The organism is Pontibacter akesuensis, from assembly GCF_001611675.1.
Lineage (GTDB): Bacteria > Bacteroidota > Bacteroidia > Cytophagales > Hymenobacteraceae > Pontibacter > Pontibacter akesuensis.
In genome coordinates, this window is record NZ_CP014766.1 from 4441651 (window position 1) to 4456556 (window position 14906).

12 protein-coding genes are annotated in these 14906 nt (G+C 51.3%); 4 read left to right on the forward strand and 8 right to left on the reverse strand.

The features are described 5' to 3' along the window. Window positions 1-55: 55 nt before the first annotated feature. Window positions 56-2497, reverse strand: a complete 2442-nt coding sequence (tamL, locus tag A0W33_RS18835; protein WP_068839632.1) for a translocation and assembly module lipoprotein TamL — start codon at window positions 2495-2497, stop codon at window positions 56-58. Between the two features lie 15 nt (window positions 2498-2512). Here tamL and A0W33_RS18840 point away from each other — a divergent pair, with 15 nt between their 5' ends. Then, window positions 2513-3262, forward strand: a complete 750-nt coding sequence (locus A0W33_RS18840; RefSeq protein WP_068839633.1) for a TrmH family RNA methyltransferase — start codon at window positions 2513-2515, stop codon at window positions 3260-3262. A 47-nt stretch (window positions 3263-3309) separates the two neighbouring features. Here A0W33_RS18840 and A0W33_RS18845 read toward each other — a convergent pair whose 3' ends face one another. From A0W33_RS18845 to A0W33_RS18865, 5 genes are all read right to left on the reverse strand, one after another. Further along, window positions 3310-3960 carry a hypothetical protein gene (locus A0W33_RS18845; RefSeq protein WP_139237084.1) on the reverse strand — a complete coding sequence of 217 codons (651 nt, stop codon included), beginning with the start codon at window positions 3958-3960 and terminating at the stop codon, window positions 3310-3312. A 77-nt stretch (window positions 3961-4037) separates the two neighbouring features. Next, complete coding sequence (locus A0W33_RS18850; protein WP_068839635.1) at window positions 4038-5153, reverse strand: outer membrane beta-barrel protein; 1116 nt, start codon at window positions 5151-5153, stop codon at window positions 4038-4040. Between the two features lie 11 nt (window positions 5154-5164). Then, the gene (locus tag A0W33_RS18855) at window positions 5165-6112 is read right to left on the reverse strand and encodes a hypothetical protein (RefSeq protein WP_068839636.1); all 948 of its coding nucleotides are present in this window, start codon (window positions 6110-6112) and stop codon (window positions 5165-5167) included. 16 nt (window positions 6113-6128) lie between these two features. Beyond that, the gene (locus tag A0W33_RS18860; RefSeq protein ID WP_068839637.1) at window positions 6129-6662 is read right to left on the reverse strand and encodes an RNA polymerase sigma factor; all 534 of its coding nucleotides are present in this window, start codon (window positions 6660-6662) and stop codon (window positions 6129-6131) included. Window positions 6663-7164: 502 nt separating this feature from the next. Continuing rightward, window positions 7165-7878 carry an arylesterase gene (locus A0W33_RS18865; protein WP_068839638.1) on the reverse strand — a complete coding sequence of 238 codons (714 nt, stop codon included), beginning with the start codon at window positions 7876-7878 and terminating at the stop codon, window positions 7165-7167. A gap of 151 nt (window positions 7879-8029) precedes the next feature. Between A0W33_RS18865 and A0W33_RS18870 the strand changes: the two genes are divergently transcribed. From A0W33_RS18870 to A0W33_RS18880, 3 genes are all read left to right on the forward strand, one after another. After that, the gene (locus A0W33_RS18870) at window positions 8030-8740 is read left to right on the forward strand and encodes an ABC transporter ATP-binding protein (protein ID WP_068839639.1); all 711 of its coding nucleotides are present in this window, start codon (window positions 8030-8032) and stop codon (window positions 8738-8740) included. A 122-nt stretch (window positions 8741-8862) separates the two neighbouring features. Further along, complete coding sequence (locus tag A0W33_RS18875) at window positions 8863-11445, forward strand: ABC transporter permease (protein WP_068839640.1); 2583 nt, start codon at window positions 8863-8865, stop codon at window positions 11443-11445. 193 nt (window positions 11446-11638) lie between these two features. Beyond that, on the forward strand, window positions 11639-12460 hold the full coding sequence (locus A0W33_RS18880) for an SDR family NAD(P)-dependent oxidoreductase (protein ID WP_216637166.1): 822 nt from the start codon (window positions 11639-11641) through the stop codon (window positions 12458-12460). A 210-nt stretch (window positions 12461-12670) separates the two neighbouring features. Here A0W33_RS18880 and A0W33_RS18885 read toward each other — a convergent pair whose 3' ends face one another. Together A0W33_RS18885 and A0W33_RS18890 are read right to left on the reverse strand one after the other, a co-directional pair. Further along, entirely contained in the window at window positions 12671-13033 is a 363-nt protein-coding gene (locus tag A0W33_RS18885) for a CoA-binding protein (RefSeq protein WP_068839642.1), read from the reverse strand. Window positions 13034-13202: 169 nt separating this feature from the next. After that, entirely contained in the window at window positions 13203-14783 is a 1581-nt protein-coding gene (locus tag A0W33_RS18890; protein ID WP_068839643.1) for an NAD(P)/FAD-dependent oxidoreductase, read from the reverse strand. Window positions 14784-14906 lie beyond the last annotated feature (123 nt).

Sequence of the window (14906 nt, forward strand, 5' to 3'; positions counted from 1 at the left end):
GTAATTGTCTACATATTGATATAAATCAGTAGTTTTTCCTGGTCTGAAAGATTGTTTAGAAAGGATAGCCAATGCCGATCTGAAGTGTGCTTTGGTTGTTGCGGTTAAGGAAATCGGCAAGTTTGAAATTAGGCAGCACAAATTTATCCTCTTTGTAATTGGCCGGGTCGTACACCTTGGTGGCAAAGTCGAACCGAAGTATGAGTACAGCCAGGTCAAAGCGAATACCGAAGCCGGTTCCCACGGCTAATTCCCTGTAAAACCGGTCAAATTCAAAATTTGCGCCTGGTTTCGTTACATCCGGGCGCAGCAGCCACACATTGCCCGCATCCACAAACACAGCCCCGTTAATAAAGCTGAACATGTTAAAGCGGTACTCGACGTTTGCCTCCACCAGCACTTCGCCCGGCTGCTCCACACTGTAATCGCGCACGATCACCTGGTTTCCCTCCGCATCCAGTTCCACACCCAGCGGGGCATAAGAGCCCAGGCCTAAGCGACGCGATTGCCAGGCCCGAACACTGGAGGCGCCGCCGCCGAAGAAGAATTTCTCATAGGGAATGATGTTGCCGCCCAGGATAGGAGAGACGACACCCGTATTCACGCGGTACACAAAGTAGCGCTGCCCCCCCAATGGAATGTAGCGGCGGTAGTCGGGGTTGAAGCGGGCATACTGGTAGGTGCGGAGGTCGTTGACATTCAGCTCCAGCCCCAGTTCCTTTGTCAATCCCCCGAGCTCCACCAGCGCCCGAAAATAACGGGCATTGCGTGTCTGGGTAAAATCGTTGGTGTTGTAGATAAAGTTAAAGCCAACAAAGGAGATGATACCATCGTCAAAACTTTCGAGTAACGAGCGGCTTCCCGTACTGTTGTTCTCCAGCGCATTTCTGAAATCATCATCCAAAATGTCGCCCTGCACAATGTTTAGGTTTACCGGAGAAAAAATGAACTGCATCACCGGCGGCTGCAACGGATTACGCGCACGCTGCCAGATATAATCCAGACCCGACTCGTAGATGGAGCGCGTGTACTCCTGGCGGTTTTCGCTTGTGTAACCAGCGTAAATGCGGGTGCGGGGGCTGTTTTCGGCCAGCAGGTTTTTGTTGGTAAAGGGCAGCAGGATCACCGGAAAGGAGAGAGCTGCATTGGCGCCAAACTCTTTTATCAGCACCGTCTCGTTTTGATCTGCCAGGCTTACCTGGTATTCAAGGCCACCCCGTATTCCCAGATCCAGGTTCTCGGCACCTCCAAACACGTTCCGAATCCGGAGGCTTAGGCTGGAGAATGGTCCTGGTTTCCGCTCGGTGAAGTTGATGCCCAACTCCGCCGTTTCCTGAAATTTCTTGGCGGGCAAAGCGTTTATAAAAGCGTTCAGCTCATAGGTGGAGTCGTTGGGTGTGTCTAGCTTTGTGTACAGCACGTTGTTGAACTGGAATACATCCAGGTCCGCCAGTTTGCGCTGAGTGGTGGAGGTGCGGCGCTGGCTATAACGCTGACCCGGGTAAATGTCTATTTTCTTATCCAGAATAGCGATGGCATACTTGTGGTCGTAGGCCACATATTCCACGCCGTTATAAAGCAGCGTATCCCGCGGAATGCCAAATCGGTCCGGGTCTGTTTTAAAGTACACGTTGTTGATAGTGTATACTTTGTGCGCCGAGTCCTGCTCCGGACTCTGTATGATTGTAGTGATGCGCGCCGTGTTTTCAGCAAAGCTGGTGTCTACCTCAAACTCAATGTAGGCGCGCGCAAAATCATAATAGCCCCGGTTCTTAAGCAGTTGGTAGAGCCTGTCGCGCTCCTTGGTGAGTTCCTCCTCATCATACTTCTCGCCTAGCTGCAACTCAGAGCGTTCACGGGTGCTCTCCACGATGCGGCGGATGCGCTCATCCTCAATGTTGAGGTTTAATTCGGAATAAAGGTATGGCGCCTTCTCCTCAATGTTGATGTCGATGTAGACGAGCTTGTCGTTTTTAACTGTTTTGTTGTAGCTGGTTCGGTGATTAAAGTAGCCTTTGGAATTCAGGAAAATATCGATCTGGTCCATCGTCCGCTCCATCTGGGTAGAGTCGTAGATGGCAGGCGGCTCCCCGAGCTGCATCACAAAGTTGCCGTTCTTCTTTTTCTCCCTTAGGCTTTCGATGCGATTGTTGTAGCGTTCGCGCAGGCGCTGTATTTTAAGGGAGTCGGCACCTGCCTCAGCAATTCTGCGTTTTGCCTTTGCCTGCTGCTTTTCGATTTTCGCCTGAATTTTGAGGGGGTCGTAAAACTTCTTTCCAAAGTTATAGAGGGCCAGGTACGGCGTGGAACCGAACACCATCCGGTTGGGCTCCTGCTGGTAAAGTGCCTCAATGGCAGCCGGTTCAATGGTTTCCAGCCCCTGGGGTTCAATACTCACCAGCAGCTTCTCGTCCTGAGCCAGGTACCGGGTAGGCACGCAGGCGTTCGAACCCAACATTGCAATAATCAGGGCAGATATGTATAATCGTGATCTCAAACGTGAAATACAGCTATGTTGTCGAAAGCAGTCGTAAAGTATATTAAATCCCTGCAAGTAAAAAAATACCGCAGCCAACACCAAGCCTTTGTGGTGGAGGGCGGCAAAAGTGTGCTGGAGCTGCTGCAATCTAACAGCTTTGAATTGGAATACCTGTATGTCACCCAGTCTTTTAAAGAGGCGCACACCCCCTTACTTGCCAAAGCATCCCTCTGCGAGGTGGTAAAGGAAGAGGACCTGGTGCGGGCCGGTTCCTTTGCCAGTAACAACGCCGCGCTTGCGGTGGCACGCATGCGCCCGCTGCCAGCTCTGCAATTACTCCCAGCGGATTTTGTAATTGCCCTCGATGATATACGCGACCCCGGCAATCTGGGTACCATCATCCGCATCGCCGACTGGTACGGCATTGATAAAATAATATGCTCCGAAGCCTGTGCCGATTTTTACAACCCCAAAGTGATTGCAGCCACTATGGGCTCTTTCACGCGCACAAAGGTTTACTACCTCGACCTGCCGCAGTGGCTGCAGCAGCACACAGACAATTATAAAATTTACGGCGCAGCCCTCAACGGCGAAAACCTGCACCAACTGCAGCTGGTGCCCGAAGGCATTGTGGTACTGGGAAACGAGGCGAATGGCATTCGCTCTGAAGTAGCGGCACAGGTTAATCAGCTTATCAAGATACCAGCTTTTGGGCAGGCCGAGTCGCTGAATGTGGCTACGGCAACCGCCATCATCATCGATAACTTTAAGCGGAACGCATAGAAAGGGTAGCTTTTGAAGCCCTTTCTATGGTAGCATTATCAACTCTATTATTCATTTATACTTACACTAAACTTGTCCTGCGTGGCATACCGCTGAGGTTTGCCCAAAGACACCATCCACCGGTCGTACGAAGCTTTGGCTAACCATTGTGCTTGGTAATGATCCTTCAGTACATCCGCTGCAGCTGCCGAGCTGGCTAAATCAGCCGCTATTTCATACAAATCACTTTGCCTGTCGGGGTTGTGGTGAAGTATGAATGCCGCGTGGAATTTATCAATCGGACTAATTATCTGGTTGCTCCGGTATAGCCGCTTTACCAGCTCAAGCCTGCTGTTGTCCCGCCTCCTTACCTCGTTGTTAAAGCCCACGTATGTTTTCAGCCTCATCCGGTCGTCCTGATCTGTTTTATAAGCATGCGCTAACATTTCGCTTACTTCGGTTGAACTGCTTAAAGCTGGTTCATACGGGCGTGTCATGCCTGTTATGATTCCTATGACACAGACCGCACTGATGATGGAAGGGAGCATTATTCGTTTGTTGTTTCGCACCTTCCTGAAGAACCTGATGCAGGAGACAAGTAGCAGCCAAACAAGGCTCAAAGCAAAGCCGGCAACCAGCAGAAAGCCCATCCAAGTATAACTGTAGCTAAAGTAGCAAACGGCAAAGAAGCCAAGTATAGTAAGTACGGTAGTTTTCATTAGGATATCCTTTTGATGAAAAGAACAAATAAAAAGGGAGCTCCTAAAGCTCCCTTTTTTTACTCACCTTTAATTTCTTACATAAACAGGCGGAGGCCGAAGCTTACCACACTAGTCTTTGGACCTTTGTTTTCCTCGAACAACTCGTTTATGTTATACTTGCCAAAGATGTTCAGGCTGCCGTAACCAATCACGCCTTCCACTCCATATTGCATGTCAGTTAAGTTAAAGCTATCGCGGTCTTTTTCTTTGTCACCGTTCAACTTGAGCTTTGAGTGGCTGCCCAGGCGATAGCCTACAAATGGACCCGCTCCCAGTGTAAATCCGTCTTTCCCGTTTTCGCGGTTGAACTGCAGCATGGCCATTAGCGGAACATTAACAGAGGAGTGTGTCAACTTGGATTTTTCGTAATTAACTTCACTTACTGTGAAGGTAGTTTGACCATCCTCGTCACCTACTACAATGTCATCTTCAAACATGTAATTGTTAAAGGCGAACTCAAGTCCCGACACGATGTGGAAAGGGCTTTTGCGGCCGCCAATCTGGGAATTTACCCTCCAGTTCAGGCTCACGTAGCGGGAGCCCCATGGCTTCAGATCCGGTAACGAAGCGCTTTCAGTGAAGGTGTTGAAGCCCAGGTCCATGTCAAAGCCAAAGCGCACAGGCTTGTAACTTTCTTCTTTGTCGGCTATGCGAATGCTGTCGCGCTCCTGTTTAGTGGGCACATCCACGTTCACCTTGGTGTTGCCGCCATCTTCCTCCACGTCCACCTTTATCTTGAAGTTCTTGTTCAAAATAACCTCGTGGGTCTCCTTCGTCACCACGCCGGTTTTAGGGTCCTGTTCCTGCACGGTTATCGTTACCTGCTCCGACTTACCGTCTTGCGCGGCAGATGTGTTAAAGGTCACGGTCATCTCCTGGGAGTCTTTGTTGGAGTTCTCCATCTTGTCCACGCGCTCCACATACTTGTTAAGTTCGCGCATCAGGGAGTCAAGGCTGTAGTTCTGAAAGGCCTGCAGTTGCTGTATATTTTCGAGGTATAAAACCATTTTGGCGCCGTTTGCCATTTTCACTACAATGGTGTCCTGATCTGCTGATTGAAGGCGTTGCTTAAGGGTGGTACCGTTGTTGGCAGACGCACCGGTAGCGGCGGCCATGCAAATGGCCATTACGAGTAGTAGTATCCGTTTCATGATATTGAGTGTTAGAGATTGATCACTTTTGAAATTTTCTGTTTCCCGATCTGTGTTTCCAGGGCTAACCGGTCGGCGCGGATGCCCAGAGCTGATAATTCCACCTCTTCGCCGGAAGCCAGGTTACGCACCTGCTTAAAGATGTTCTTGGCCAGCTTCACCTTGGTGTTTGGCGCATCAGGTGTGGTGGTTTCCTCGGCCATGGCAGTTTGAGGAGCTACCGCACGCTTAATGATAATCTCAACAGGTTCCGCATTCAGGTTAGCACTGGACTTGGCAACGGATGTTGCGATTGGCGTGCCTGGCTTTGGTTCCGGCGCCGAAACCGCGGACACTGCTGTAGCTGGTTCTACCGGGGTGGAGTTGGCGGCAATGGCCTGCTGCGCTGTTGCCTTCTTCGAAACCTTGTTAACCGGAGCGCTGGCCATTTTGGGTTGCTGTACAGCTTTTGGCGATGCTTTGGCAAGCGACTCTTTTATAACAGGTGCCTTTGTAATGTTAGATGCTGAAGTGTGACTGGCGGTTGCCTGGGCGGCAAGATTTTTTTCAGTTTCTTTTGAAGCTTCTGCAGTGCGCTCTACCTCAGCTTTTTGCTGTGCCAGCAGTTCTGCGTTCGGCAGTGCATCAGGCTTCACCACCGGCTGCTGCTCCTCCACCAGTTGCGGATCGTGCTGGGTAAGGGCGGCATTGATTTCGGGTGTTCCGGTGTTGATGTTATAGAACACCACACTTACTGCCAGCAGCAGCGACAGGGTAGCCGCCACAGAGGAGTACAGCCACATAAAGCGGCGGCTGCTGTTTTTCTGCGGTTGCGATTCCTGGTGCTCCCTTACTACACCCATGGCAGGCGTTTCCTCTTCCATGCGCTCCTGCAGGCGGGCCCACATATCGGCTGGAGGAGTGGGCGTGCTGTTGCCCAGGCGCTCCTTAAAAATTTTGTCTATGTCTTCTGGTTTCATGTCTTTATCCTCTTTATTAGTTTGCAACAGCCACGCTATCGGTTAGCCTGCGCTGCAGCATGGCTCTCGCCTTGCTCAACTGCGATTTAGATGTTCCCTCGGTTATCCCGAGCATATCGGCTATTTCCTTGTGCCCATAACCTTCTATTGCATAAAGGTTAAAAACGGCCCTGTAACCGGCAGGCAGGGTTCTTAGCAGTTCAAGCAGTTCTCCCTCGGCCAGGTCCTGATCGGCGGCACCGGAGCCGGCCACTTGTATGTGGCTGTCGTCGATGCCCATGTGCAGGGGCTCCTTTTTGCGGAGAAAAGCCAGCGACTCGTTTACCATAATGCGTCGAACCCAGCCTTCAAAGCTTCCTTTTGCCTCAAAACGATCAATGTTTTTGTAGATTTTCATAAACCCGTTCAGCAGCGCGTCTTCCGCATCCATCTCGTTTTTCAGATAACGCATGCAAACGCCATACATCTGCGATGCGAACCGCTCATACAAGAGCTTTTGCGCCTTCGCGTCTGCCTGCTGGCATCCTGTTATCAATTCTGCTTCTGTCACGCTGGTAAAAGTTTATTCTATAGCTTCGTTCTAAAGTCAAAGGGAGCCGTTTGGTAGCTCTTTACCCCTTAGATGCAGGGGAGCACAGCCGGGTTGCCTGAGGATTTATAAATTTTAATATATTTTTTGGAATAGCCAATTATTCAACTATAAATACCTGAACATCAACTATAAAATATAAGTGATATCATGTTCCCGGGATGACCTGAGAATGATTTAGAAGATTACTAGGAGAAGGGAGAAGTGCGAAGTATACTTGCTGCGATATGCTTGCGGTGAGGGGAGCAGGGCTTAAGGTATGATCGCGTCATCCGAAGCAATGAATGACACTTGAATAGGATGTAAAACAAAAACGGCTCCCCGTCCGGGAGCCGCCTTTATTTTTATTTGAAAATCAAATTTTCAACTTTTAGCCATACACAATTACGCCACGGCCAAAAGAAGGTTACCCTTACCCCGAAAAAAAGTAAAAAATTTTGTGGACATTAATAAAGGCATAAGCTTATGCCTCTTTCTCCAGCACGGGTTGCAGCACTTCCCATACATTGCTCGCCAATATTTTCTGCCCTTCCACCGTTGGGTGTATTCCGTCTTCCTGGTTTAGCTCCCGCTGGCCGGCCACGCCCTCCAGCAGAAAAGGAATCAGCGCCACATCTTCCTCCTCAGCAATACGGGTATACATTTCCCTGAACTGTGCGGCATACTTCTGTCCCATACTTGGCGGAATCTGCATGCCTGCCAGCACAATCCTGACATCCGGGTTCTTGGCCCGCACTTTCTCGATAATCGCTTTGAGGTTGCTGTACGATTGCTCCGTCGGAATTCCGCGCAACCCGTCGTTGGCACCCAACTCCAGTACAAACACATCAACAGGCTGTTTCAGGAGCCAATCGATGCGGCTTTTGCCACCGGCTGTGGTCTCGCCGCTCACCCCCGCATTGATCACTTTGTAAGGCAGTCCCAGCGAGTCGATGCGTTCCTGTATTAGTGCCGGAAAAGCTTGGTCAGGCTCCAAACCATAGCCGGCTGTCAGGCTGTTTCCGAAAAAAAGGATTGTTTGGGTTCCTGTTTCTTCTCCCGCGTTTGGCTGAGCAGATTTTGTGGTGGCTTTGCTGGGTGCTTCCTCAGCCACGCGTGTAGTGTCAGCCTCATTGCAGCCATAAATGACTCCCAGGGCAGCTATACTATAGGCTATAATTCGTTTTTCTATCGTCATAACATCACTTTTTTATCTACATTTATACTTAGTCAACCCAAAAACTATAACGTGGCGTACTAGTTATTTGGTTTAATGTGGAATAGCTGCATGTTTCTTGCTTTGCTTTTCTGCACTAGTCTTGTTTCATCTCCTAATATATACTTTACCCGTGCCAACCATACTAGATATACAGAACCTACAGAAAACGTATAATAGCGGCGACCGACACCTTACCGTGTTACAAGGTATAAATTTTTCACTACAGGCCGGTGATGTCTGTGCCATCGTGGGCCCTTCGGGCAGCGGTAAAACCACGCTGCTGGGCCTTTGTGCCGGCCTCGACCGCGCTTCATCAGGCTCGGTTATACTTAACGGCATCAAGCTTGACAACCTTTCTGAGGACGAGCGGGCGCAGGTGCGCAACCAGTATGTGGGGTTTATCTTTCAGAACTTTCAGTTGATTCCCACACTGACGGCACTGGAGAATGTGATGGTGCCGATGGAGCTGCGCGGTGAGAAGAACGTGCAGAAGCAGGCCCTGGAGCTGCTCGGGCGCGTGGGGCTGGCAGAGCGCCACGACCATTACCCCACACAACTCTCGGGCGGCGAGCAGCAGCGTGTGTCGCTTGCCAGGGCCTTCTCTAACAAGCCAGCCATACTTTTTGCGGATGAGCCAACCGGTAACCTGGACGAGGAAACGGGCGAGCGCGTGGAGAAACTGCTGTTCGACCTGAACCGCGAATCCGGCACCACACTAGTGCTGGTAACGCACGATCTGGAATTAGCCGAGAAAACAGACCGCATCATCCGCATTAAAGGCGGCACGCTGGTATCAGACCAGGTCACCTCATCTGTTATAAACAGTGATTACAATGAATAAATAGTAGTGACTAATGAATTATCAAGAGGAATTGAGAAAATGATCATAACAATTTGCAGATAATCATTAGCTCGTTGCCTTCAACCAGTATGCACTCCTCATTACCCATTCCTAATTAATCTATGTCTGACGTCATCATCCACCCGGAAAAGAAAAACGCTCTTAACCTGCCCTGGTTGCTGAAGATGGCCTGGCGCGACAGTCGCCGCAACCGCGGGAGGCTGGCCCTTTTCATTTCTTCTATTGTGCTGGGTATTGCCGCCCTGGTGGCCATCAACTCTTTTGCAGATAACCTGCGCTCTGACATCAACAGCCAGGCAAAGTCGCTTATTGGCGCTGATTTGGTGATAGCATCCAACAAGGAGATCGAGACAGACATGCAGCTGCTGCTGGATTCCATCGCCATTGGCGGTGATCGCTCGGATGAGGTGCGGTTTGTGTCGATGGTGCTGTTCAAGGCTTCAGGCGGTACGCGGCTGGTGCAGGTACGCGCGCTGGAGCGTGGCGGCTTTCCATACTATGGCGCGATAGAATCTGAGCCCGAAGATGCGAGCACAAGCTTCCGAAGCGGCGGCAGGCAAGCCCTCGTGGACCAGACGCTGCTGCTGCAGTTCAACACCAAGCCCGGCGACTCTATTAAGATTGGCAACCAGACTTTCGAGATTGCCGGTGCCCTGAAAAAAATACCCGGCCAAACGGCCATGACGGCTACGGTGGCACCTGCGGTTTACATCCCGCGCCGCTACCTGGAGGAAACCGGCCTGCTGCAGAAGGGAAGCCGCATCAGCTACTACCATTACTATAAACTACCCGCCAAAACAGATGCGGACAAATTGGTGGAGAAGCTGGAGCCACGCCTTGAGGAAGCGGGCTTTGGCTACGATACCATTGAGAGCCGAAAGGAAAGCACCGGCAAATCTTACGAGGACCTGGCGCGTTTCCTTGCCCTGGTGGGATTTGTGGCGTTGCTGCTGGGCTGTGTTGGTGTTGCCAGCGCGGTGCACGTGTATATCAAGGAGAAGCTGCCTTCCATAGGTGTGCTGCGCTGCCTGGGCATGAGCGGCAAACAGGCTTTCCTGGTTTTCCTTTTCCAGGTGATGGCCATGGGCCTGATCGGTTCTGTGGTTGGCGCCATACTTGGTAGCCTGATACAGTTATACCTGCCCGAGCTTTTCAAGGCCTTCTTACCTGTTGAGGTGAACGTGTCCATTTCCTGGTCTGCCATACTTCAGGGCATTGCCATTGGCATTGTGGTGGCCGTGCTGTTTGCCCTGCTACCGCTCCTGAACATCCGGAATGTGTCGCCGCTCATCACGCTGCGCGGCAACATGGAGGAAACAAGTCCTTATAAAGACAAGCTTCGGATCGGTGTGTACGTGCTGATTGTGGCCTTTATATTCATATTCTCTTACTTTCAGCTGGGTACCTGGCTGCAGGCGCTTTCTTTTACGGGCGGCGTTTTTGCGGCTTTCGTAGTGCTGGCCTTGCTAGCCTGGGGCATGATGTGGCTCGTGAAGCGCTTCTTCCCGGTAAACTGGGGCTACGTGTGGCGCCAGAGCCTCGCCAACCTGTACCGCCCGAACAACCAGACGCTGCTGCTTACTGTATCCATCGGATTGGGTACAGCCCTGATTGCCACGCTCTTCCTGATGCAGCGCCTGTTGCTAAGCGAAGTGGCCTTTGCCGGAAGCGAAAACCAGCCCAACATGGTGCTGTTCGACATACAGAACGTGCAGAAAGATGAAGTGGCCGAACTGACACGGGAGCAGGGGCTGCCCGTGTTGCAGTACGTGCCGGTGGTAACCATGCGGTTGGAGGAGATGAACGGTTTGGTAGCCGCCGATGTACGCAAAGACACCACACTGGAAATACCCGACTGGGCCTTCACCCGCGAGTACCGCGTCACCTACCGCGATTCCCTCATCTCCTCCGAAACAAGTATAGCAGGAAAGTGGCAGGGAGAAGCAGCTAATCCTGGTAAACCCATCCCTATCTCACTGGAAGACCGTTATGCTGAACGGCTTAAAGTAGAACTGGGAGACACGATGATCTTTAATGTACAGGGAGCGCTGGTGCCAACAGTTGTCGCGAACCTGAGGGAAATTGAATGGAACAGGGTGCAAACAAACTTTTTGGTGGTGTTTCCGAAAGGGGTGCTGGAGGAGGCTCCGCAGTTCCATGTGCTGATGACGCGCACCAAATCAGAAGAACAATCGGCCCTATTTCAGCAAACCCTAGTGCGCCAGTTTCCGAACGTGTCGGCCATCGACCTGGGGCTTATCCTGGAGACGCTGGATGATATCCTGGGCAAGATTTCCTTTGTGATCCGGTTCATGGCGCTGTTCAGCATCACCACCGGTTTGCTGGTGCTGATAGGCTCTATCAACAACAGCAAATACCAGCGCATACAGGAAAGTGTGCTTCTCCGTACCTTGGGAGCAAGTCGAAAGCAAATTCTAAGTATAAATGCCTTCGAATACCTGCTGCTGGGTGCATTGGCCGCCGGTACGGGCGTGATCATTGCCGTAGGAGCCAGTTGGGCACTGGCTGTGTTCAGCTTTGAGGTGCCTTTTGTGCCCGACTTTACACCGCTGCTGCCCGTGTTCCTGGGCATAACCGTATTGACGGTTTTTATAGGCATGCTCAACAGCCGCGGCATTCTGAACCGGCCACCCCTGGAAGTGCTGCGGCGCGAAGCCGCTTGATAGCCAAGTATGATTTTGAGTATAGGAGAGCCTTTGGAAGTAATTCCGGAGGCTTTCTTTCTACCTTTAACTCTGCCCCCATCTAGTAAACGTGGCACTTCTGAAAGGAGGCACAGGCAACTAAAACCCGCCGGCACTGGTACATAAATGCATGGACTGCAGGAATGCAGCGGCAACTTTAACTATGAGAACAATGAAAGAAGAGAACAAAGGGAAGACAGTACTGATAACAGGTGCCTCGAATGGATTCGGGATGGAATTTGCAAAATTATTCGCCCGTGATGGCTATAACCTGATTCTGGTGGCACGAAGCACTGAACGACTGAAAAATCTTGGTTACCAATTGCAGGATGAGCACGAGCTGGAGCATGTCTGTATTATCACCGCTGACCTGACAAGGCCAGAGGCCGCCCGCGAAGTGTACGACGAAGTGCGGAAGAGCGGCATCCGGGTGGATGTACTGGTGAACAACGCGGGTGCCGGCGTGCATGGTTTGTTTTATGAGACGGACCTGGAGCGCGAGAAAGCAATCATGCAGCTTAATAACTTCACACCGGTAGAACTAACCAAGCTGTTCCTGCAGGACATGATGCTGCGCGACTCTGGAAAAATACTCAATGTGGCATCCGTTGTTTCCTTTATGCCTTCGCCGCTAATGGCTATATATGGCGCCACCAAGGCGTTTATGATGTCCTTTTCCGAGGCCCTTTCTGACGAGTTGAAAGATACAAACATTACAGTGACCGTACTCTGCCCTGGTGCCAGCAACACCATGTTCTTCCGAAGAGCGGGAGCCGCCCACACGCGTGCCGCCAACGGAAAGTTGTCTGAACCGGAAGAAGTAGCCCGTGACGGCTACGAAGCATTGATGAAAGGGGAGACGAGGATAGTTTCTGGGTTAATCAACAAAGCACAAACAGTTGTGTCTGCTATTGTTCCGGATAGTGCGATGGCCTCCACCATGCGCCACATGATGGAAGAAGAACCGGACGAGCCGGCGGAAAGCAAATTATAAAACCATCATATCAATGCATAAAGCCATCAGCCAGAGGAAAGCTTGAGCTGATGGCTTTTTTTAAGTGCAATGCCTGCTTCTAAAACAAATAAGGGACCCCTTTAGAGGTCCCTTATTTAGTTGTGCATAGACAACAATGCCATCTGCACTACATTTTTCTATACGATGGAGGTTAACAGAAGTTAAGCTCCTTTCATAATTTATTTTTGCTTAATAACTGTCTGAAGCGAGCATTACCAGCGTGCAGTGGTGCAGTGTTTCAATGTTTGCGTCCTCAGCCAGCTGCTCCAGTTCCCGGTTCTCTGTACCCGGGTTGAAAATAATGCGCTTGGGCTTCAGGTTCAGAATATAATCATACCATACCGGCTGGTTTTGCGGCCCCACGTACAGCGTGAGCGTATCTACGTCTTCAATGGGCTGATTCTTATCAGTGATAATTTTTTTTCCGCCCACCACGGCGTTTTTAATTCCTACAGGCACCACCTCATGCCCATTGGCCTGCAGCCGGTGCACGGCCTTGTAGGCATAACGGGTTGGGTTATCGGAAGCACCCAATACAACGGTCTTTTTCATATCTATCGTTTGTCTTTCAGTTCAACATCATTCCCTTTGTTTTACTTCCGCACCACGCAAAAAGTTGGATGCCTATACTTGCCGCAGCACCCAAAGCTTATAAGAAAGCCCCACAGGGCTACTTCCTGTGGGGTTTTGGATATTTAAAGTTGCACAACTTCAGCAGCAGTTATTTCGCCGCTACGCCAGCTTTCAAGGCCGCCATTTCGGCACAGCGCTCTCCATCCATAGCCGCCGAAACGATGCCGCCTGCATAGCCCGCTCCTTCGCCGCAAGGGAAGAATCGCTTTACCTGCACATGCTCCAGCGTCTCACGGTCGCGGGGGATACGGACAGGGGAGGAGGTGCGGCTTTCCACGCCCACAATTTGTGCCTCGTTGGTGAGATAGCCGCGCATTTTGTTGCCGAAAGCTTTGAAACCCTCGCGCAGGCGGTACGCTACCTCCTCCGGAAAAAGCTCGTTCATGTCCACCGAAACCAAGCCGGGTTGATATGATGTTTCGAGCAGGGCATTGCTCTTCCTGCGGCTGGTAAAATCCTGCAGCAACTGGGCAGGGGCTTTCTGGGTACCGCCCGCCATTTCACAGGCCTTCCGCTCCAGTTCCTGCTGCATCCGTAAGCCAGCCAGTGGACCATACTTGTCCAGTTCCATATCCTCCAGCTCAATGGCCACCACTATCCCTGAATTGGAGAAGCGCGAGTCGCGGCGGCTCGGTGACATGCCGTTTACCACCACCTCGCCGGGCGCTGTGGCAGAAGGCACAATAAAGCCGCCGGGGCACATGCAGAACGAGAAGATACCGCGCTGCTTGTTGTTGTAATGCGTCTGGTGCACCAGGGCGTAAGATGATGCGGGCAAGTAGGGTCCGCGGTCCTCGCACTTATACTGGATGCTGTCGATGAGGCGCTGCTGGTGCTCCACGCGCACTCCCATGGCGAAAGGCTTTGCCTCAATGGTAATATCCTTCGCATGCAGCAGCTCGAATATATCGCGGGCACTGTGGCCGGTAGCCAGAATCACAGATTCGCCGGTGTAAGTTTGCCCGTCGCGCGTTACTACACCGCGCATTTCACCGGCTTCCAGTATAAAATCAGAAACACGTTTATCAAACAACACCTCACCGCCTGCCTTACGCACTGTTTCGCGAATGGCCTCGATGATCTTTGGCAGTTTGTTTGTACCGATGTGCGGGTGCGCGTCAAACAGAATATCGGGTGTAGCCCCGTGCTGCACGAATATCTCCAGGATGCGCTGCAAATCACCACGCTTTTTAGAGCGGGTATAGAGCTTTCCATCCGAATAGGTACCTGCGCCTCCCTCGCCAAAGCAGTAGTTGGAATCAGGGTTTACCGTGTGCTCCTTGTTGATAGCTGCCAGATCCCTGCGGCGGCTGCGCACATCTTTGCCTCGCTCCAGCACCACCGGCTTTAGCCCAAGCTCAATGCAGCGCAAGGCAGCAAAAAGGCCCGCCGGCCCGGCGCCCACAATTACTACCTGTTTGGCCTTGGTAACATCCGAGTAGGTATAAGTAGGGGAAACAATATCGGAAGGAGGAGAGTCGAGGTACACATCAGCCCGCACGCGCACCTGCGGCTGTCGGCCACGGGCATCGATGGAACGCTTCACACGGTGTAGAAACTTCACTTCCGATGGCTGCACCTTTGCGCTTTTCAAAATTTCTTGGTCCAGTTGCTGCGCATCAAACGCCACTTCCGGAGGGAGCAACAGCTCCAGTTCTTTCTTTCTCATTTACAACAGGTAAGGTAGTTAACCTTAAACTTTTTAATTAATCTTTATTAAATGATCGCTAAGCGACACTTGCTACCAGCTAATTATAACAAAGCAGAGGGGCAGGGAATTCAATCAGGCAAG

Bases quoted from the DNA above. Each gene is read 5' to 3' on its own strand.
- A0W33_RS18840 (WP_068839633.1), top strand. From the start codon at position 2,513: ATGTTGTCGAAAGCAGTCGTAAAGTATATTAAATCCCTGCAAGTAAAA.
- A0W33_RS18845 (WP_139237084.1), bottom strand. From the start codon at position 3,960: ATGAAAACTACCGTACTTACTATACTTGGCTTCTTTGCCGTTTGCTAC.
- A0W33_RS18850 (WP_068839635.1), bottom strand. From the start codon at position 5,153: ATGAAACGGATACTACTACTCGTAATGGCCATTTGCATGGCCGCCGCT.
- A0W33_RS18855 (WP_068839636.1), bottom strand. From the start codon at position 6,112: ATGAAACCAGAAGACATAGACAAAATTTTTAAGGAGCGCCTGGGCAAC.
- A0W33_RS18865 (WP_068839638.1), bottom strand. From the start codon at position 7,878: ATGACGATAGAAAAACGAATTATAGCCTATAGTATAGCTGCCCTGGGA.
- A0W33_RS18875 (WP_068839640.1), top strand. From the start codon at position 8,863: ATGTCTGACGTCATCATCCACCCGGAAAAGAAAAACGCTCTTAACCTG.
- A0W33_RS18880 (WP_216637166.1), top strand. From the start codon at position 11,639: ATGAAAGAAGAGAACAAAGGGAAGACAGTACTGATAACAGGTGCCTCG.
- A0W33_RS18885 (WP_068839642.1), bottom strand. From the start codon at position 13,033: ATGAAAAAGACCGTTGTATTGGGTGCTTCCGATAACCCAACCCGTTAT.
- A0W33_RS18890 (WP_068839643.1), bottom strand. From the start codon at position 14,783: ATGAGAAAGAAAGAACTGGAGCTGTTGCTCCCTCCGGAAGTGGCGTTT.